This is a genomic window from Streptococcus iniae, assembly GCF_030732225.1.
GTDB lineage: Bacteria > Bacillota > Bacilli > Lactobacillales > Streptococcaceae > Streptococcus > Streptococcus iniae.
Genome location: NZ_CP132230.1, coordinates 798,232 through 818,339, shown reverse-complemented (window position 1 = coordinate 818,339; position 20,108 = coordinate 798,232). Strand labels below are relative to the sequence as shown.

Genomic DNA, 20,108 nt, shown 5'->3' with positions numbered 1-20,108 from the left:
GTTTAGGAAATCCTAAACTTTTTTCAATTGATGTTATTTTCTTTTTGGTGGGTTATGGATAGCTTCACCTAATACGTCAGCAAATGCTTCATACATGACTTCTGAGAAGGTTGGGTGACCATGAATTGAAAGTAACAATTCATCCACTGTCAATTCTGATTCCATAATTGTCGCAGCTTCATTGATCATTTCTGCAGCTGCAGGACCAATGATGTGTACACCAAGGATTTCATGGAATTTAGCATCCGCAATAACTTTAACAAAACCATGTGCTTCATTTGAAGCAATCGCACGGCCATTACCTGTAAAGCTGTTACGTCCAATTAGAACATCACCATATTTAGCACGAGCATCTTCTTCAGTCATACCAACCATTGCTACCTCTGGATGAGTGTATACTGCAGCCGGTGTGAATTCAAGATTAGCTTTACGAACTTTACCATGCATTGCATTTTCAGCTGCAACTTCACCCATACGATAAGCAGCATGTGCAAGCATTTTAGTGCCGTTGACATCACCTGGGGCATAGATACCAGGGATTGATGTTTCTTGATAGTCATCAACTTTGATACGGTTGCGATCCATTTCAAGGTTAAGATTTTCAAGACCATTCATTTGTGGAACACGTCCAATTGACAGAAGCGCTTTTTCAGCAACTAATTCTTCACCATTGTTCAATTTTAATGTTAATTGGTTATTTGCTTCAACAATCTCAGAAACACCAACTGATGTTTTGATTTTCATACCTTTTTTAGAAAGGATTTTTTGAAGTTCTAGTGAGATTTCTTTATCCATAGCAGGAATAATACGGTCTGCCATCTCAACTACAGTAACATCAACACCGTATGATGCCCAAACAAGTCCAAGTTCGATACCAACAACACCACCACCCATAACAACAAGTGATTTTGGCATTTCACGCAAGTCAAGGATATCATCAGATGTCAAAACAAGTTTTGAATCAATTCCTGGAATGTTGATGCGTGATACTTTTGAACCTGTCGCAAGAATAACATTACGACCTTTAATCGTTTGAGAGCCGATTGTAACAGTTTTATCAGGGTTCACTTGACCTAAGCCATTAAAGATTGTCACTTTATTAGCTTTAAGTAGCCCTTGAACACCACCAGTTAATGTTTTAACAACAGAGTTTTTGAAATCAACAGTTTTATCCATGTCGATAGTATAGTTGGTTGAAGCTAAGTTGATTCCACGACCTGCTGCAATTTTCAAACCATCAAGGATTTCAGCGTTTTTAAGGTATGTTTTAGTTGGAATACATCCAACATTCAAACATGTTCCACCAAATTCAGATTTCTCAACAATGGCAATTTTTCCTCCAAGTTGAGCACCACGAATGGCAGCATAATAACCAGCAGGGCCACCACCGACAACAACAATATCAAATTCGTTATCTGCTAGAGGTGCTTTGTCAGCACTTGCTGCAACTTCTTGTGCAGGCGCTTTAGGAACTTCTAAACCAGCTGCTTCAAGTTCAGCTGTTGCTTTTTCAGTTGACGCTGGTGCTGAACCATCTTCAACAACCTCGCCTTCTGCACCAATGTATCCAATAACTTCTGTTACAGGAACTGCTTCGCCAGCTTGACGAACGATTTTTAATAAAACACCAGCATCTTCTGCTTCAATTTCCATGTTTGTTTTATCAGACATGATTTCAAGAAGGATATCCCCTTCATTGACAGTGTCGCCTTCTTGTTTTTTCCACTCGATGATTTCACCTTCTTGCATGTCAACACCAAGTTTTGGCATAATAATTTCAACAGCCATTATTTTCTCCTTTTATATCAGTACTTTAGGATATCTTAACCCCATAATCCATAATCTTATTATACACTTTATTCCATCAGCAATGGTTTCAAGTCTATTTTTATAATCAGATTAATAATTCAAATGGGTTTTCCATTAAGTTTTTAAGATCAACCATGAATTTAGCACCATTCATACCATCTACGATACGGTGGTCAATGGTCAAGCACATTGCCATGATTGGACGCGCAACAATTTCACCATTAACAACTGTTGGTGTTGGAATCGTTGCACCTACACCAAGGATTGCAGAATTAGGTTGGTTAATAATTGGGTTAAATGTCTTGGTTCCAAACATTCCCAAGTTTGTAATTGAGAATGTTGATCCTGACATTTCGTTTGATTTCAACTTACCATTTTGTGCTTTTTTGATAACGTCTTTAGAAGCAACAACAAAATCAGCAAGTGACATTTTGTCTGCACCGTGTACAACTGGTACAATAAGTCCACCGTCTAAACCAACGGCGATACCAATATTAACAAATTCATGAAGTTCGATTTCTTGAGCGTCATTAATTAATGATGCATTTAGGAACTTATGCTCAGGTTTCATTAATGTTTTGACAACTGCCATACCAATCAAATCAGTAAAGCTGACTTTCAAACCTGTTTTGTTCATGATTGGATCAATTAATTTTTTACGGAAAGCCATCATCTCTGTCATGTCAATATCGTAATTCAATGTAAATGACGGAGCTGTTAAGTATGAGTTAGTCATACCTTTAGAGATTGCTTTACGCATTGCAGACATCTTAATAACTTCAACGCCTTCAGGTAATTCTGCTTTAAGCTCTTCTTTAGCTGCTGCTGGTTTAGCTGTTTCTTGTGCAGGTTTTGTAGCTAAAATAGCAGCAAGAATATCTTCTTTCATAACCTTGCCATTATAACCACTTCCCTTGATGTCAGCCAAATCAAGACCCTCAGCTTCAGCCATCTTACGAGCAAGTGGTGACGCTTTTGGTTGAGCATTTTTGAAGTTCTCAACATCGTCTTGGTGAACACGTCCAAATGGACCTGTTCCAGCAACTTGTCTTAAGTTAATACCAAGTTCTGCAGCTACACGTCTTGCAGCAGGTGTTGCACGAACTTTGGCACCATCTTCTTGAGGGATAGCTGTTTTAGCAACAGCAACTTCTGGAACTTCAGTCTCTACTTTTGGCGCAACAGCCGGTGCTGCATCAGCTGAGTTAGGAACTGGAATTTCAGTTGTTTTTTCACTTGAAGCAATCGTGTCTACAGACTCTCCTTCAGCTCCAATGTAACCAATAACTTCCGTTACAGGGACAGCATCACCAGCTTGACGAACGATTTTTAAAAGAACACCCGTCTCCTCAGCTTCAATTTCCATATTTGTTTTATCAGACATAATTTCAAGAAGAATATCGCCCTCGTTGACAACATCACCTTCTTGTTTTTTCCACTCGATGATTTCACCTTCTTGCATATCAACACCGAGTTTTGGCATTATAATTTCAACAGCCATAATTTTCCTTTCCGATTATCATCACTACACATAAATCATTAGCATTTATTTAGCAGATAATTTTAGTCATTTATAAGGATTATACAGTGAAGAAAGCCTCATTGAGTGAGACTTTATTCATCTGTATATTAGTTTCCTTTTTTAGCCATTTTAACAATAGCTGCCTTGATTTTTTCAACATCTGGTAAGATAGCTTGCTCAAGAACGCGCGCATAAGGAACAGGGACATCTTCACTTGCCAAACGTACGATTGGGTGGTCAAGATAATCAAATGCTTCGCTTTCAGCAATCATTGTTGCAATTTCACCAGTGTATCCACCTGTTTTATAGGCGTCGTTAACTAACATTAACTTACCAGTTTTCTTAACAGATTCAATGATTAATTCTTTATCAAGTGGAACTAATGTACGAGGGTCAAGAACTTCAACATTGATACCATCAGCAGCTACTTCTTCTGCCGCTTGTAAAACACGTTCAAGCATACGACCATAGGCAACGATTGTTAAGTCAGAACCTTCACGTTTAATTTCACCTTTTCCAAGTGGAATGTAGAAATCTGGATCTTGGTTAACTTCTTCTTTTTTACCGTAAAGTGCTTTTGGCTCCATAAAGATAACAATATTATTATCACGAATAGCTGATTTCAAAAGTCCTTTAGCATCGTTAGCATTACCTGGAGCAACTACTTTGATTCCTGGAATATGTGTCATCCATGCTTCAAGTGATTGAGAATGCTGTGCAGCTGATCCAATACCTGAACCTGATGCAACACGGAAAGTAACTGGTGTGATTAAACCACCACCAAACATGTAGTTATTTTTAGCACCATTGTTAACAATAGCATCCATCATAATTGTTAAGAAGTCCATGAATGTTACGTCAATAATTGGACGAAGTCCTGTAATAGCAGCACCAATAGCAGCACCTGAAATAGCAGCTTCTGAAATTGGTGTGTCTTTAACACGTTTTGGTCCAAATTCTTCAAGCATGCCTACAGATGTTCCAAAGTCACCACCATAAACACCAACGTCTTCTCCCATAAGGAAGATTTTGTCATCCTTGCGCATTTCTTCAGTCATGGCAAGATTCACAGCTTCACGCAAAGCCATTAATTTTGTTTCTGTCATTTTAATTTTTTCTCCTAATTTTTACAAAATAGAAATTGATTTGTTTCATTAGTTTTAAGGCTAAATAAGTCCTTTAAACTAGTGAATTATTAGTCAACCCAAATATCTTCGTATGCTACTGATAATTCTGGATCAGGACTGTTTTGAGCATACTCATAAGCATCGTCAACTTCTTGTTTAACTTGTGCTTGGATAGCATCAAGTTCCTCATCTGTTGCAATTCCTTCTGCTGTAAGGTAAGCTCTGTATTTGATCATTGGATCTTTTTCTTTCCAAGCATCAACTTCTTCTTTAGTACGGTATTTACCAGCGTCAGCTGTTGAGTGACCAAACCAACGGTATGATTCTACTTCGACAATTGCTGGACCATTGCCACCACGAACATGAGCTACTGCTTGATCCATAGTTTCATAAACAGCCATTAAATCATTGCCATCTTCACAGTAGAAACCTGGAATGCCATAAGCTTCTGCACGAGTGTATAAATGAGGAGTGTTTGTTGCATTGTTGATATTCATTGAAATACCATAACGGTTATTGATGATAAAGAAAATCACTGGAAGTTTCCAAGTTGCAGCCATATTAACAGACTCATGGAATGATCCTTCATTTGTTGCACCATCACCAGAAAAGGCAACAACAATGTTATTTGTTTCATTGTATTGTTGTGTCAATGCTGCACCAACTGCAAGGGCATAACCACCACCAACGATACCGTTAGTTCCATAATTACCTTTTTCAAAGTCAGCCAAATGCATTGAGCCACCACGCCCTTTTGAGACTCCTGTAGCTTTACCAGCAAGTTCAGCCATCATTTTATTAAGATCCATGTCTTTTGCAATTGATTGACCATGTCCACGGTGATTTGAAAAGATGATATCATCATAAGTTAAATGTGCTACTGCACCAACGTTGGCTGCTTCTTCACCAACTGAGAAATGGGTCATCCCTTGTACAAATCCACGACGAACGAGTTTGTTAATACGTGAGTCAAATTCACGAATACGTTCCATTTTCAAGAACATATCCATATGTTTTTCTTTCGAAACTGTTACCATTTTGGCCTCCAAAATATTATATTACATTTTAATGATAATCTTTTTAGCCAATATATGCAAGAAATTGACTCTCGAGATTTTTCCTTTTATATCAAGGCTTATCAAACTATTGAACTTTGTGAAAGCTCTTACTATTTTGTTATACCATAATAGAACTGTTATATATAACAGAAAAAGAAAGGCTAAGCCTCTCTTCATCTTATCTTCATTTTTATTACATTCTTTCATTTTGGAGTAATGCTATGAATTCTAAAGTACTGGTCCTAAATGTCTAGTGCTTGCCCAATTGACTCCCATTCATCCATTAGGTTTTCTTGTTCTTTTTCCAAATCTTCAAGCTGAGCCTGGGCATCCATTAATTGCACAGCGTCATTTGTCATAGTCATCTGTTCTGTGAGTGCCTCAACTTGCTCCTCAATAGTTTCTAAAAGACTTTCAATTTCTGCTAGGCGTCTGCTTAATTTACGCACTTCTTTTTGATTTTCTTTTTGCTGTTGATAAACATTAGGACTTATCACTTCTGACACTTGATCGTCTTGATTGTCAAGAGCTGCTAATTCTTCTAGCTCCGCTTTTTTCTCAAGGTAATAATCATAATCACCTAAAAATAACTGTGAGCCTTCTTCAGTAATTTCCAAAACCTTTGTCGCCACACGGTTAATAAAATAACGGTCATGGCTGACAAATAAAAGGCTACCATCAAAGGCAATCAGTGCATTTTCAAGGACTTCTTTGCTATCAATATCAAGATGGTTGGTTGGCTCATCTAAAATAAGGAAATTATTATTTTCCAGTGATAATTTAGCTAACAGTAACCGGGCTCTTTCACCACCAGAAAGCATTCCGACCGTCTTTTTAACGTCGTCTCCCGAAAACAGAAAAGCTCCTAAACGATTGCGTATCTCCAATTCTGGACGGGTTGAAAAGTCTTGCCATAATTCTTCAAGAACAGTATTTCCTGCAGTGAGGCGTGATTGTTTCTGGTCGTAGTAACCCATATCAAGATTGGCACCATAGTTAACTTGCCCTTCAATAAAAGGAATCTGACCGACAATGGACTTGACTAAGGTAGATTTTCCAATTCCATTTGGTCCAACTATTGCAATGGCATCAAGCTTTGTCAGTTCAAAATCAATTGGCTCTGCTAAGACTTTGCCCTCATAACCTATGGCAGCTTGACGGATTTGAAGAACTTGATTTCCTGATGGCTTCTCCGCATAGAAGGTCATATGGGCGGACTTTGTCGCTGAACTTGGTTTTCCAAGTCGCTCCATTTTTTCCAATTGTTTTCGCCTAGCCTGCGCCCGTTTGGTTGTTGATGCACGAACAATATTTTTTTGAACAAAATCTTCTAATTTTGCAATTTCTTTTTGCTGCTTCTCAAAATTTTTCTCTTCTAATGCTAGTTTTTCGGCCTTTAAATCAACAAAACGTGAATAATTTCCCACATATCGGTCCAAAGCATTTTGATTTAAATCCATTGTTATCGTAGCAACTTTATCTAAGAAATAGCGGTCATGACTGACTATTAAAAGGGCTCCTTGATAATTGGTTAGGTAATTTTCCAGCCAAGCTATCGTTTCAATGTCTAGGTGGTTAGTCGGCTCATCAAGAACCAATAATTCGGGTCTTTCTAAAAGCATTTTAGCTAAAGCCAATCTCGTATTTTGCCCTCCAGAAAGCTCTGAGATGCTCATATCCCACATACTCTCATCAAACTTAAAGCCGTTCAAAATTGCCTTAATGTCAGATTCATAGGAAAAACCATTTCGTTGGCGAAAACTTTCTGATAAATGATCATAGTCCTTCATCAGTTTATCAAGCTCAGCCCCCGTCACATTAGCCATATCCATTTCCATTTGGCGTAACTTAGCTTCATCTTCTCTTAAATCAGAAAAAACCTTTAGCATTTCCTGATAGATGGTTAGTTCCGACTCAAAACGGCTATCTTGTGCTAAATAAGAAAGGGAAAGGTCTTTTTTCTTGTTAATATCCCCTTGATTAGGTTCTTCTTCCCCTACTAGAATTTTCAGCAAGGTCGATTTACCAGCGCCATTTGGGCCTACTAATGCAATACGATCTCTACTGTCTATTTGTAAATTAATGTTTTGAAAGAGAACGTCACCTGAAAAAGAACGTTCAATCTTATTAGCTTGTAAAATAATCATAAGTCTATTTTAGCAAAAAAGTGCCCTTAATGGGACACTTTGATTTATTTTTCAGTATGGAATCACTGATAGAGTGCTTGCACCTTCTCCATATCTCTTTTTTGAATACCTAAATAAGAGCCTGACGATTTCATAACAGAAGGCTTCTCATCTTCATGCTCTAAGCCAATAGCATGCCCCAATTCATGTTCTGCCGTATGCACAATCCTCTCAGAAGAGTAATCATATTGTGGGTCTAAAAGGTAATAAGCATTAAGGTAAACACTAGCATTCCTTATGATTTTAGTCACTTCTTGACTTTCCACTTTAGCAAGACCAGCAGCCTCCATCGTTGAATCATTGGTCTCTTTAGCAATAATATCTGCCCTTTTAAAATCATCTACTATTGTGAACTGAAAAGTTCCAGTTTTATTCCAATTAGTAATAGCTGCGCGGTAAGCATTAACAAAAACAGGATGAGTCGCCTCTATATAAACTGTTGCCTGATTGCTTTGCCATCTGATACCACTAACATGTGCTACCTGGTCTGTTTGATGTAAGTGCCCTTTTTCCGGCTTTGTTTGTGCCTCATTTTGTTTAAAATAATCATAAATGGAAATGACACGGTGAGAAAGATTTGACACTTCATTTGCCAGTTTTGAATCACTATGATTGGCATAATAAAGCAAAGCAAAAATGACACTAAAAAGAATCACCAGTGTTTGAAGAAAGCTCCAGACCATACGCCAAATAAGGGATAAGAGCATTTTCGGTAGCCAAAAAATCAGTTTTAGAAATCGCTTCATGGAATCCTTTCTTTAAGACAATCTTTCTTCTTTAACATAGGTGATTGGTAACCATTCCAAAAGCACCTCTAATTGCTTATTCCAATAATACCACTCATGACTGCCGTGATCTTTTTGATAAGTAATATGCAATCCCAATTCTGTCAATTCACCAACAGCTTTTTCATTGGCAGCAAACAGAAAATCTTCGTAACCACACCAAGCATAAAAGTGTGTTTTTAAATCTGATTCACAGACCATTGAGGTCAAGTAATGTTTGTTAACATCCGGAGATTGTAAATCCCCAAAAATTCCAGTCCAATAAGGTTTTTGCTCCTCATTAAGGATATCAAATGCTCTATCTGGAATAGCAAGTGCTCCTGAAAATGATGCAGCATATGAGAACTGATTGCTTTTGAGGGCTAATTTAAAGGCACCATAGCCTCCCATTGATAGTCCTGCAATAAAGGTCTTTTCCCTCTTGCTTGTCATATTTGGGAAAAAATAACGTAAGACAGTTGGTAGCTCCTCTGCAAGAGCCTTGTAATAAGATAGACCATAAGCAGTATCTGTATACCATCCTAAATCAGTTGATGGCATTACAACCATCAGCCTGGTATGCCGAAGAAGACGCTCAATATCAGTTCGTTTTTGCCAAGAATTCTCATTTCCTCCCATACCATGAAGCAAGTAAAGAACAGGAATATCTAAATCCTCTTTTTCCTCAGCTCGTAACTGATTTTGGTCTGGATAAATCACATTAACCTGTCTTTCCATTCCAAGCACTTCAGAATGGTATTCAATTTTTAAGCTTGCCATAGCTTTCCCTCCATTTACTGTGTCAAGAAGATAGAAGAAAGGGTTGGCCAAATTGGCGCAACTCCTTCCTTGTCCTTATTTATTTTTTCAATTAGCGCACTTCCATAACAACTGGAAGAATGGCTGGACGACGTTTGGTTTGTTCAAACAAGAATTTTGACAAGTCATCCCTAACAGATGATTTCAATTCACCCCAGTCAAAATTATCTTGTTGCAAATAGTTGTCTACTGTTGTATTAACAAGTTCCGCACTTTCTCTTAAGATATCACGACTCTTTTTAACGTAAACAAACCCACGCGTATTGACTTTTGCTTTTGAGACGATTTTCTTCTCACGTTTATTAACAGTGATGACCACGATGAAAATACCATCTTCAGAAAGCACTTTACGGTCACGAAGCACGATATTGCCAACATCACCAATAGCGTTACCATCAATCATAACGTCATTAGCTGGAACCCCACCTTCATGTAAGAACCCTTGATCATGAAGGATCATGATATCCCCACGCTTCATAATATGAATATTTTCTGGGAAAATACCAACTTCTTCTGCTACTAGAGCATGCGCTGCTAAATCACGGTATTCCCCTTGTACTGGGAACAAATAGTTAGGCTGTAATAGATTAATCATCAACTGTAAATCACGTGCATTAGCATGTCCAGATACACGAAGATTTTGCGTAATGAGTTTAACTCTTCCGCCAGCTTTATAAATCAAGTTTTCAACACGAGCAACCATGGCTTCTTTAGAAATATTAGGGGTTGTAACAATGTAAACCAAATCCCCTTTTTTAATTTCAACATAGCGGTGACGACCAGCTGCCATTTTTTGCAAACTATTAATTGGCTCACCCATGCGACCAGCTTCTAAGATAATCAGTTCATGATCTTCAAACTTGTGCATGTCTTTTGGTTTGATTAATAATTTTTCATCAATAATAGTTAATTTTTTTAGACGGATAGCTGTTCTTACTACATTTTCAACATCTGAACCTGTTAAAACAACACGACGACCATGTGTCACTGCTGAGTCAAAAACTTGTTGGATACGTACTAAGTTTGAAGCAACAGCTGCAATGATGACACGGCCTTCAGCATCACCAATAACATTGTCCATTTCTTCACCAACTTCTGATTCACTAGCAATTTGAATCTTACTTGTGGCATTGGCAGAATCAGAAAGTAAGGCCAAAACACCTTCTTTACCAATTTCAGCAAGACGGCCTAAATCAGTTCTATAAAATTCACGCGCTGCAGGATCAAATTTAAAATCACCTGTGTAAACAATATTTCCTTTATCTGTCCCAATAACAACACCTAATGATTCTGGAATAGAGTGTGTTGTTTTAAAGAAGGAAACAAGGCCATCTTTAAATTCAATTTCTGTTTCACTATCCACAACATGGAAATTATTAAATTTCTTGGTGCTGTTATTGCTTTTAACAAACAATTTAGCTAATTCAATAGTGAGTTCTGATCCAAAAACTGGAACTGGAACTTCCGCTAATAGGTAAGGTAAGGCCCCAATGGCATCTGCGTGCCCATGGCTAAGAAAAACTCCTTGAACTTTATCCTTATTTTCAATGATATAATCCAGATTTGGAATAACCAAATCAACACCAAGTTGTTCATTTTCTGGGTATTTTAGCCCAGCATCTAAAATAAACATCGATTCATTGACTTCAACCAAATAGAAGTTCTTGCCGTATTCACGAACCCCACCTAAGGCTATAATTTTAATATCACTCATGATACTCCTCTAGATAATTATTATTACAAACGGTCCTTACATTGTAAGTCGAATTACTGCTTTGTAGCTTTGCTACACTCCCTATTAGTATACCATAAATCTTTCAATTTTCCTGCTATCAAGTCACAAGTTGCTTTTAAAACATCAAAAAACCAGTTATCAAAGAACTGGTTTTTGGCTTATTCAAATAATTGGTAGTAATCTGAAATGGCTAATTGTGCTTTTTCTTCTTTATTAAGGTCTTTAATGATTTTGCCATCCTTCATCACTAGAACCCTATTGCCATAAGTTAGGGCATCTTCCATGTGATGTGTAATCATAAGGGCCGTTAACTTTTCCTGATTGACACAATCATTTGTGAGTCCCATTAATGCAAGACTGGTTTTGGGGTCAAGGGCTGCTGTATGTTCATCTAAAAGTAAAAGGTCAGGCCGTTTCAAAGTTGCCATAAGTAGACTCAAAGCTTGACGTTGTCCTCCTGATAAAAGACCTGTTGGTGTTTGCAAGTGGTTTTCTAAACCGTTGCCCGTTCTGGAAAGGAGTTGTGTGAATTGTGCATCACGATTTTTCATGGACCGCGAAGCTAGTTTTCGCTTTTGTCCCCGTTTTTCCGCAATCAGTAAGTTTTCTGCTACTGTCATGCGCGGAGCCGTTCCCATTTTAGGATCTTGGAAGACACGAGAGAGATAGTTTGCTCGTCTTTCTGGTCCAAACGAGGTCACATCTTTGCCCAAAATTTTAATGTGACCTTCTGATAATTTCAGGGTTCCTGCAATGACATTAAATAAGGTTGATTTGCCAGCACCATTACCACCTAAAATGGTGATAAAGTCATGCTCATAAATGGTCAGAGAAACCTTATCTAAAATGGTTTTGACTTCGTCAAAGCCGTTATTCACAAAAACACTAGCATCTATTAATTCAATTACTTTAGTCATCGTGATAATGTCACCCCCTTAAAGAATTTTTGTCGTAGAACTGGAATCATGAGGCAGATTGCAAGAACCATTGCACTGAAAAGTTTTAAGTAGTTGGTGTTGAATCCTAAGGCAATCACTGATGAGATTAAAAATTGGTAAAGAATTGAGCCAACAACAATAGCAATTAAGCGTTCCAAAAGGGTTAGACCAGTTGAATAGAGCACCTCCCCAATAATGATACTTGCAAGTCCAATGACGATAACACCAATTCCTTTTGAGACATCTGCATAGCCGTCTTGTTGACTAACCAATGCGCCAGACAAAGCAATCAATGCATTTGAAACAACCAAACCCATCACTTCCATACGATCAGTATTAATTCCAAAACTTTTAGCCATATCTTGATTATCGCCTGTAGCAATATAAGCTTGGCCTAAATCCGTGTATAGAAAATAAATCAAGAGCAAAATCATAACAACTACTGCCATAAGCCCCATCAAAAGCATGTTAACATCTGTCGAAAATGGAAGGTAATCCTGCAGCCTCTTGATATCATGCAAGCCCAGATTTGCGCGTCCCATAACCATTAACATCAAAGAGTTGCAAGACGTCATGACAAGAATCCCTGCCAAAAGTGTCGGAATTTTACCTTTCGTGTATAAGAGGCCGGTCACAAGACCTGCCATAGCTCCCGCTAAAACTGCTAAAAAAGTGGCTAAGAAAGGGTTATGCCCATAATTCATTAGAGTAACAGCTACTGCTCCGCCTAAAGGAAAAGAACCTTCTGTTGTCATGTCTGGGAAATTTAAAATTCTAAAGGTCAAATAAATTCCTAATCCTAAAATCCCCCATAGTAAACCTTGTGATACTGATGAAATAATCATTTGGCGTCCTTTCTTATTCTTTTACAATGATTTGAGATCTTTTCAAGACCTCATCTGGAATCTTGATACCAAGTTCAGCTGCTGCTTTCCTATTGAGGATGGGTTTTCCAGTATCTACAATTTTGACAGGCACTTGAGAAACTTTCTTTCCTTTTAATAAGGCTTTGATTTGCTTGGCTGTTTGAACACCTAAATCATATTGATTTTGTGACACTGAAGCAATACTACCGTCTTTAACCATAGTATCCACACTTGAATAAACAGGTTTCTTTGCTGCATTGGCTGCACTGATAACGGCTGAAAAGGCTGAAGCAATGGTATTGTCCTGTGGTATAAAAATAGCATCCACTTTACTTGTCATTATCGCCATGGTTGATGGCACTTCATTGGTAGATGGAACAGCATAAGATAAAACAGTAATGCCTTCTTTGGCTGCTTCTTGTTTAAAGGCTTTTACTTGTGAAATGGAATTGTCTTCACTGCTTGCATAGAGGACACCAACTGTTTTTGTCTGAGGAGAAATGTCTTTAATCAATTTAACTGTTTGAGCAACAGGCACTTGATTGGAAAGCCCTGTAACATTTGCTTCTGGTTTTTTGAGATTTTTGACCAATTTTGCCCCTACTGGATCTGTAATGGCTGACATGACCACTGGAATATCCTTACTTGCTGTTGCTAATCCTTGAGCCGCAGGTGTCGCAATGCCTACTACAATATCATTACCTGAGGATACCAATTGCTTGCTCATGGTTTGTAATTTACTTTGGTCAGCTTCAGCATTCATTAAATGAATCTCAATTTTTTGGTTCTTATTTGGGGATTTAGCCAATTCATCTTCAATCCCTTGTTCAATCTGGTCTAAGGCTTCGTGAGTGACCAGTTGTAAAATACCAACCTTAACCACTTTTTTAGCAACTAAAGGAACTTGATTGTCTGTTTTTTCAAACACCAATGAGAAAACAACTAAAGTCGTAATGAGAATTAGTGTTGCTAGTAAACTTTTATTTTTCATTGAAACTCCTTACTTTTTGAAATACCCTATTTAAAAACAAAAAAAAAGCACTTAGTAAACAGATACTAGGCGCTTTTTGTCAAGTCCAAAATCAGCGCATAGATACTTTTTAGAAGTACTCTAAAAGTCGTATCTATGGCTCCATAAACACAACTTTATCTATGCCAGCTTTGCCAAGTGATGCTAAGTGTTTGTTGTGTCATGTTGGACTTCCTTTCAAGTTATTTTTTATCATTATATCCTAAATTTCAGAAAAAGCAAGAGAATTGTCAGATTTTTTTCGCTACTAATAGACTTATGTTATAATAAAGGAATGAAAACAAGAAAGGAGAAACCATGTCATTTGACGGCTTTTTCTTACACCATTTAACCAAAGAACTCCAAGAAGCTTTGCTTTTTGGAAGAATTCAAAAGGTCAATCAGCCCTATGAAAGGGAATTGATTTTAACCATTCGTAATCATCGCCAAAACTATAAACTCCTCTTATCGGCTCATCCAGTTTTTGGTCGCCTTCAAATTACTAAATCTGATTTTCAGAATCCTCAAGTCCCAAACACGTTTACCATGATTATGCGTAAATACCTTCAAGGGGCTGTTATTGAAAGTTTCCAACAACTTGACAATGACCGTATCATCGAAATCAGTGTGTCAAATAAAAATGAAATTGGTGATGCTATCAAAGCAACCTTGATGGTTGAAATCATGGGAAAACACAGTAACATCATCTTGATTGATAAAACTGAAAATAAAATTATTGAATCCATCAAGCATGTCGGCTTTTCTCAGAATTCTTACAGAACAATCCTGCCTGGCTCTGCCTATATTCAGCCGCCTAGTAGCTCTGCTAAAAACCCCTTTACTATTTTAGATGAAAAATTATTTGAAATATTGCAAACACAAGAGTTAAGCCCTGCTAATTTACAAAAACAGTTTCAAGGCCTTGGAAGAGATACAGCAAGCCAGTTAGCACAATCCTTAACTGATCAAAAACTAAAACAGTTCCGAGCATTCTTTCAAAAACCCCTTCAGCCAAACCTCACTGAAAAATCCTTTTCTGCTGTTTCTTTCACTGATTCAAGACAAGCTTTTGATAGTCTTTCTGAGCTACTGGATTATTTTTATCAAGAAAAAGCTGAACGCGATCGCGTCAAGCAACAGGCTAGTGATTTGATCCATCGGGTCCAAAACGAACTCAGTAAAAACAAAACAAAATTAGGAAAACAAAAAGCTGAACTTGCTGCAACTGATAATGCCGAAGACTTCCGACAAAAAGGAGAGTTGTTAACCACCTACTTATCACAGGTGCCAAATAATAAGGACGAGGTCACTTTAGACAATTACTACAGTGGCCAAAAGATTATGATTTCACTTGATCCGGCTTTAACACCGAATCAAAATGCCCAACGCTACTTTAAAAAATATCAAAAATTAAAAGAAGCTGTTAAACACCTTCACAATTTAATTGAAGAGACTAAGCAAACCATTACTTATTTTGAAAGTGTTGATTATAACTTATCTCAAGCTAGTATGGATGAAATTGAAGACATTCGTGAAGAACTTGTAGAGGCTGGATTTGTAAAATATCGCGTTAAAGACAAGCGACACAAACGTAAAAAACCTGAATCATACTTAGCAAGTGATGGCAAAACCATCATCATGGTGGGGAGAAATAACTTACAAAATGAGGAATTAACCTTTAAAATGGCTAAAAAAGGGGAACTTTGGTTCCATGCTAAAGATATCCCTGGTAGCCATGTTATGATCAAAGATAACCTAACCCCTAGTGATGACGTTAAAACTGAGGCTGCCGAATTAGCAGCTTATTTCTCAAAAGCACGATTGTCCAATTTAGTTCAAGTTGATATGATTGAAGCTAAAAAACTGCATAAACCAAGTGGCTCAAAACCTGGTTTTGTTACCTATACAGGTCAAAAAACCTTACGCGTAACACCTGAGGCAGATAAGATTCAAGCTATGAAAGAAAGACTAAAGCAAAAAAATTGAGGGAAATCCCTCAATTTTTTTGCTATTCAGATAGTTCTTCTAAGAATGCCTGCATGTTTAAATCGTCAGGAACTTGACTTAAGTAGGCAATCACAATTTCTTTAGCCTTATCTCTCATTCCAAATTCTCTAAGCAAGTATGCATATTCTGACAAGAATTCTGGGTTATCTTTCAAATCAGCTTCAATTGCTTGATAGATTGTCAATGCTTGCTCTTCTAAATCACTTGCATGATAAGCTTTTGCCATATTCCACTTGGTTAAAACATTATCCCAGTCTCCATCTGCATAAGCTAGTAAATCATCATAGCGTTCCAAATCAAGATACAAGGTTGATAAACGCATCATCACTTCCTCGTCATCAAGGGCCACTTCTTTTGCACTCAACAAATAATTCTCTGCAGCTTCAACATCATGCAATTCATAAGATAATTGAGAAGCTAATAATAACAATTGCCCATCAAAAGCATTTTTACGTAAGGCCTGTTGAGTCAATCTTAAAGCTTCTTGTGTCTTATGCTCCTCGTGTAAACTCTTAGCATAAACAAACTCATAACCTTGAAAATCCGGATTCATGGCTTCTAGTTGTTTAAAATAGAGATTTGCCTTTTGGTATTCTTCTTGGTCAACTAAAAGTGTTGCCAATTCATAAACAGTGTCATCATCATATTCAATACTAATGGCCTTTTCCAAAAACTCAATTGCTGCTTCAAATTTTCCAAGGCTGGCATAAGCGCGACCAATACGTTGATAGGTAGAAATACCCGTTAGTTCTAAAATATCACGATTATCCAATTTTGAATAATTAGTGATAGCTTCCTGAAACTGACCTAAATCTAATTCAATTTCCGCAAGGCCAAATAGAATTAAGGGATCATCACTAATCTGACTTGCTTCAAGTAACTTTTCTTTAGCCACGTCAGTTAATCCCTCTAAATCATATAAATCAGCCATGACCAATAGAGCATTAAGGTAGTCTGGGCTATCCTTAGAGATGTGATCAAGATATAAGAAAGCCTCTTCGATAGCATCATCTTCTGCCACAATCTGGGCTAAATTAATATTAACCTCTGGATATTTTGGAGCAAGCTTCACATAAATAACCTTAGCTTCTTGTAAAAATCCAATGCTCTCTAGATACTGACCTAACGAAAGCAAACTATCATCGTCATCATTTTTTAATGCTTTGGCAAAATACTTTTTGGCATGTGCTAAGTCTTGTCGCTCAATGGACAAAATCATCTTTTCACTATTCAACATCATTTTTCTCCTCAATGATAATTTTCTTATCAACATATAGGTTACTTACACCTCTATACCAGTCAAATAGCTCTTTAACAACAACTTTGACAGAAGCATAGATAGGAATAACTAAAAAGACTCCCCAAACCCCAAACATTGCACCAGCTGTCAAGAGTAAAAACATGATGGTAATGGGATGAATACTTAGTTTATTCCCTAAAACTAAGGGTGTCACAAAACGTCCCTCAATGGTTTGTTCAATAGTGAAAATAATAAGGACTTTAACTAACATCAAGGGCCCTTGAACCAGTCCCATAATGACAACAGGAATCATAGCTAGAAAACTTCCCAAATACGGAACCATATTAAGAATACCAGCAACAATCCCAAAGGTAACTGAATATTTTAGGCCGACTAAACTAAACATAACAGAAAACATAATTCCGACAATAATAGCAACCGTCACCTGACCTTGAACATAACCTGAGAGTTGATTGTTAATATCACCTAACATACGTGACATGGGAACTCTTATTTTTGTTGGTAAAACTTCCACTAAACCATCTTTCATTTTGCCACTATCTCTTAAAAAATAAAAGAGAATAAATGGAGAAATAATAATCGATACGGTAATTCTTGCTACTGCCCCTGCAAATGTTCCTGCCCAATCAATAGCATTTTTAGAAAAACTTTGCGCATAATCAAGCGCCTTGTCGCTAATAATACCTAGAATATCTTGTAATTCAGATCGGTAATTATTGAGCCATTCATTTTCTAAGAGTTTATTGCCCTCTTTATTAACAATTTCAACATATTTTGGCAAATCTTTTACAAAACTACTGATTTGTTCACTAATTGTAGGAATAAAACCTGAAAAAGCCCAAACTAAGAGTAAGACAATCACTGTAAAGACAACAAAAATTGAATTGGTACGGCTTAAACCAAACTTTTCTATACGATCAACTGATGGTTTTGTTAAATAATACAGCAAGGTTGAAATAACTAGTGGCAACATCAAAACCGTCAAAAAAGAGAGTAGGGGGGTGAAAAGAGAAGATATTTTAGTAAATAAGTAAAGGGTCAAAAAAATCAAAAAAGTAATCATAAGACCAATGACTGCTTGATTATTTAAAATCCACTTGTAAAACCAACTCTCTGAAAACGAATCTTTTTGTTTTTGTAACATAAACTATCTAACCTCTCTATCTATACTATTCGTAAAAAGTAACACTTTTATCGATAAGGTGATGGTCTTCTCCGTAAATAAATTTTGCAGAGAAAAAAGGACTGTCTTCAATAATCCACTTAAAGATTTCGTAATCCCCTTCCCACGTTGGTTTGTTTAATATCTGATTATAGGGCACCCATTCTAGCGTCCCTTCTCGACAGTCTTGATCCGCTATTAATTCCCCTTCAAATGCTGTCACTTTAAAAACATAAGTATACCAATCCAAATTTGGGGTAAACTCTGGAAAAGTAATGATTCCTTTAAAAGCCATTTCTTTGACTGTTAAGTGTGTCTCTTCATAGATCTCACGAATAGCACATTCTTCTGGCGTCTCTCCCGGATCAAGTTTGCCACCAACAGAAATCCACTTGCCTTCATGAACATCATTTTCTTTCTTATTGCGATGAAGTAATAAAAGCGCTTCACCATTATCTATATAACAAATTGTAGCTAACTGTGGCATTTTTTCATTTCCCTTCTAGTCTTCTTTTTCTATTATACCAATCTTAGCAGAATATGCTATAATTTTTATTACTTGGAGGTATCAGATGCAGACAAAAATATACTTTGGAACCTATACAAAAGAAAAGTCAAAAGGGATCTACCAAGTTTACCTTGATGAAACCAATGGCCAATTCACTGATTTTAAAAAAATAATTACACTTCAAAACCCAACCTATTTGTCAAAAACTGATGATTTCCTGTTTTCACTCATACAAGATGGAGATAAGGCAGGATTAGCATCGTTTAATACAAGAAATGACTTGATTAGTAGCGCCCTTATTGAAGGCCCCGCTCCTTGTCATATTGCTGTTGATTGTCAAAGACAATTAGCCTTTGGAGCTAACTATCACAAAGGTGAAATCACTTTATATCACTTTAATCAGCTTGGAAAATTATCACTTACTGATTGCTTCCAATTGTCACATCCTAATCAAGGACAATCTCGTGCTCATTTTGTTGGCTTAAGTCCTGATAAATACCTTGTCACTTGTGATTTAGGCGCTGATGCAGTAACAACTTTTAAATTGGTGGATAACAACAGTCACTTAGAAAAAATTACCCATTACCAAGCTCAAGCAGGTGCTGGTTGTCGCCAATTGGTGTTTCACCCTAATGAAAAGATTGCCTATTTACTGTGTGAACTTAATTCTACTGTTGAGGTGTTAATTTACAATGGCTACGGTTACTTTGAATTACTTCAAACCGTTTCAACCCTACCAGATAGTTATGCCGATTTTAACGCTTGCGCAGCCATTCGAATTTCTGCTGATGGTCGCTTTCTTTATTGTAGTAACCGTGGACATGATTCCATTACCCTATTTAAAATCAGGCGAGATGGGCAATTAGAAGTTCTTGATTATGTTGCAAGCGCTGGACAAACTCCAAGAGATTTTAATATTAGCCCTAGCCAAAATTACCTAATCGTTGCTCATCAAGAATCTAACACTATTAGTCTATTTAAACGTGATCAAGATTCTGGAAAACTAAACTTACTAAGCAATACACTTGAGGTTCCTGAACCAACTTGTGTTCTTTTCGACTAATAACTTGCCTAAAGACTGATATTATGGTTAAATGAAGACAATAAAGAAAAGAGGTAGAGAGATGAAGCCACAAGAACTATTTGAAGAAATTAAAGAAATGATTGCTAAGAAAGATTTTTCAACTGCCAAAGATTTTATTGATGATCATAAAGACGATTTAGGAAACTACTTTGAAGAAGCTAAACAATTGTTAGAGGGTAGTGAAGGTTTTAATGGTGTTTTAGACAAAGTCAAGGGCCTATTTGGAAAGTAGCCACCAACTCTTTTCAGCATC

17 protein-coding genes are annotated in these 20,108 nt (G+C 37.0%); 3 read left to right on the top strand and 14 right to left on the bottom strand.

Annotated elements, in window-relative coordinates:
- Positions 1-33: 33 nt before the first annotated feature.
- From lpdA to trpX, 11 genes are all read right to left on the bottom strand, one after another.
- The gene (gene lpdA, locus Q9317_RS03965; protein WP_003099250.1) at positions 34-1,788 is read right to left on the bottom strand and encodes a dihydrolipoyl dehydrogenase; all 1,755 of its coding nucleotides are present in this window, start codon (positions 1,786-1,788) and stop codon (positions 34-36) included.
- Between the two features lie 106 nt (positions 1,789-1,894).
- The gene (locus tag Q9317_RS03960) at positions 1,895-3,310 is read right to left on the bottom strand and encodes a dihydrolipoamide acetyltransferase (protein WP_003099249.1); all 1,416 of its coding nucleotides are present in this window, start codon (positions 3,308-3,310) and stop codon (positions 1,895-1,897) included.
- Between the two features lie 128 nt (positions 3,311-3,438).
- A complete protein-coding gene (locus Q9317_RS03955) occupies positions 3,439-4,437 on the bottom strand; it encodes an alpha-ketoacid dehydrogenase subunit beta (protein ID WP_003099248.1) in 999 nt (332 codons plus the stop codon).
- Between the two features lie 89 nt (positions 4,438-4,526).
- Positions 4,527-5,495, bottom strand: a complete 969-nt coding sequence (locus tag Q9317_RS03950) for a thiamine pyrophosphate-dependent dehydrogenase E1 component subunit alpha (protein ID WP_003099247.1) — start codon at positions 5,493-5,495, stop codon at positions 4,527-4,529.
- Positions 5,496-5,758: 263 nt separating this feature from the next.
- Entirely contained in the window at positions 5,759-7,663 is a 1,905-nt protein-coding gene (locus Q9317_RS03945; RefSeq protein WP_003099245.1) for an ABC-F family ATP-binding cassette domain-containing protein, read from the bottom strand.
- A gap of 62 nt (positions 7,664-7,725) precedes the next feature.
- Positions 7,726-8,448: a matrixin family metalloprotease gene (locus Q9317_RS03940; RefSeq protein ID WP_003099243.1), complete on the bottom strand. Its 723-nt coding sequence runs from the start codon at positions 8,446-8,448 to the stop codon at positions 7,726-7,728.
- 12 nt (positions 8,449-8,460) lie between these two features.
- Positions 8,461-9,246, bottom strand: coding sequence for an alpha/beta hydrolase (locus Q9317_RS03935; protein ID WP_031239022.1), 786 nt, complete (start codon positions 9,244-9,246; stop codon positions 8,461-8,463).
- 91 nt (positions 9,247-9,337) lie between these two features.
- A complete protein-coding gene (locus Q9317_RS03930; RefSeq protein WP_003099238.1) occupies positions 9,338-10,999 on the bottom strand; it encodes a ribonuclease J in 1,662 nt (553 codons plus the stop codon).
- A 179-nt stretch (positions 11,000-11,178) separates the two neighbouring features.
- Positions 11,179-11,937, bottom strand: coding sequence for an ABC transporter ATP-binding protein (locus tag Q9317_RS03925; RefSeq protein WP_003099237.1), 759 nt, complete (start codon positions 11,935-11,937; stop codon positions 11,179-11,181).
- Complete coding sequence (locus Q9317_RS03920) at positions 11,934-12,803, bottom strand: ABC transporter permease (protein ID WP_003099234.1); 870 nt, start codon at positions 12,801-12,803, stop codon at positions 11,934-11,936. Before Q9317_RS03920 ends, Q9317_RS03925 begins: the two co-directional genes overlap by 4 nt.
- A gap of 13 nt (positions 12,804-12,816) precedes the next feature.
- On the bottom strand, positions 12,817-13,815 hold the full coding sequence (gene trpX / locus Q9317_RS03915; protein ID WP_003099231.1) for a tryptophan ABC transporter substrate-binding protein: 999 nt from the start codon (positions 13,813-13,815) through the stop codon (positions 12,817-12,819).
- Between the two features lie 336 nt (positions 13,816-14,151).
- Here trpX and Q9317_RS03910 point away from each other — a divergent pair, with 336 nt between their 5' ends.
- Positions 14,152-15,819: an NFACT RNA binding domain-containing protein gene (locus Q9317_RS03910; protein ID WP_003099224.1), complete on the top strand. Its 1,668-nt coding sequence runs from the start codon at positions 14,152-14,154 to the stop codon at positions 15,817-15,819.
- 22 nt (positions 15,820-15,841) lie between these two features.
- Here the strand turns inward: Q9317_RS03910 and Q9317_RS03905 are convergent, their stop codons facing one another.
- From Q9317_RS03905 to Q9317_RS03895, 3 genes are read right to left on the bottom strand one after another with little or no spacing between them, the layout of a single operon-like run.
- Positions 15,842-17,077, bottom strand: coding sequence for a tetratricopeptide repeat protein (locus Q9317_RS03905; protein ID WP_003099223.1), 1,236 nt, complete (start codon positions 17,075-17,077; stop codon positions 15,842-15,844).
- Complete coding sequence (locus Q9317_RS03900) at positions 17,067-18,245, bottom strand: AI-2E family transporter (protein WP_003099221.1); 1,179 nt, start codon at positions 18,243-18,245, stop codon at positions 17,067-17,069. Before Q9317_RS03900 ends, Q9317_RS03905 begins: the two co-directional genes overlap by 11 nt.
- Before the next feature lie 25 nt (positions 18,246-18,270).
- Positions 18,271-18,750, bottom strand: a complete 480-nt coding sequence (locus Q9317_RS03895) for an NUDIX hydrolase (protein ID WP_016355894.1) — start codon at positions 18,748-18,750, stop codon at positions 18,271-18,273.
- Between the two features lie 85 nt (positions 18,751-18,835).
- Here Q9317_RS03895 and Q9317_RS03890 point away from each other — a divergent pair, with 85 nt between their 5' ends.
- A complete protein-coding gene (locus Q9317_RS03890; RefSeq protein WP_003099217.1) occupies positions 18,836-19,834 on the top strand; it encodes a lactonase family protein in 999 nt (332 codons plus the stop codon).
- 61 nt (positions 19,835-19,895) lie between these two features.
- On the top strand, positions 19,896-20,087 hold the full coding sequence (locus tag Q9317_RS03885) for a hypothetical protein (RefSeq protein ID WP_003099216.1): 192 nt from the start codon (positions 19,896-19,898) through the stop codon (positions 20,085-20,087).
- Positions 20,088-20,108: the final 21 nt, after the last annotated feature.

Bases quoted from the DNA above. Each gene is read 5' to 3' on its own strand.
- lpdA (WP_003099250.1), bottom strand. From the start codon at position 1,788: ATGGCTGTTGAAATTATTATGCCAAAACTTGGTGTTGACATGCAAGAA.
- Q9317_RS03960 (WP_003099249.1), bottom strand. From the start codon at position 3,310: ATGGCTGTTGAAATTATAATGCCAAAACTCGGTGTTGATATGCAAGAA.
- Q9317_RS03955 (WP_003099248.1), bottom strand. From the start codon at position 4,437: ATGACAGAAACAAAATTAATGGCTTTGCGTGAAGCTGTGAATCTTGCC.
- Q9317_RS03950 (WP_003099247.1), bottom strand. From the start codon at position 5,495: ATGGTAACAGTTTCGAAAGAAAAACATATGGATATGTTCTTGAAAATG.
- Q9317_RS03945 (WP_003099245.1), bottom strand. From the start codon at position 7,663: ATGATTATTTTACAAGCTAATAAGATTGAACGTTCTTTTTCAGGTGAC.
- Q9317_RS03940 (WP_003099243.1), bottom strand. From the start codon at position 8,448: ATGAAGCGATTTCTAAAACTGATTTTTTGGCTACCGAAAATGCTCTTA.
- Q9317_RS03935 (WP_031239022.1), bottom strand. From the start codon at position 9,246: ATGGCAAGCTTAAAAATTGAATACCATTCTGAAGTGCTTGGAATGGAA.
- Q9317_RS03930 (WP_003099238.1), bottom strand. From the start codon at position 10,999: ATGAGTGATATTAAAATTATAGCCTTAGGTGGGGTTCGTGAATACGGC.
- Q9317_RS03925 (WP_003099237.1), bottom strand. From the start codon at position 11,937: ATGACTAAAGTAATTGAATTAATAGATGCTAGTGTTTTTGTGAATAAC.
- Q9317_RS03920 (WP_003099234.1), bottom strand. From the start codon at position 12,803: ATGATTATTTCATCAGTATCACAAGGTTTACTATGGGGGATTTTAGGA.
- trpX (WP_003099231.1), bottom strand. From the start codon at position 13,815: ATGAAAAATAAAAGTTTACTAGCAACACTAATTCTCATTACGACTTTA.
- Q9317_RS03910 (WP_003099224.1), top strand. From the start codon at position 14,152: ATGTCATTTGACGGCTTTTTCTTACACCATTTAACCAAAGAACTCCAA.
- Q9317_RS03905 (WP_003099223.1), bottom strand. From the start codon at position 17,077: ATGTTGAATAGTGAAAAGATGATTTTGTCCATTGAGCGACAAGACTTA.
- Q9317_RS03900 (WP_003099221.1), bottom strand. From the start codon at position 18,245: ATGTTACAAAAACAAAAAGATTCGTTTTCAGAGAGTTGGTTTTACAAG.
- Q9317_RS03895 (WP_016355894.1), bottom strand. From the start codon at position 18,750: ATGCCACAGTTAGCTACAATTTGTTATATAGATAATGGTGAAGCGCTT.
- Q9317_RS03890 (WP_003099217.1), top strand. From the start codon at position 18,836: ATGCAGACAAAAATATACTTTGGAACCTATACAAAAGAAAAGTCAAAA.
- Q9317_RS03885 (WP_003099216.1), top strand. From the start codon at position 19,896: ATGAAGCCACAAGAACTATTTGAAGAAATTAAAGAAATGATTGCTAAG.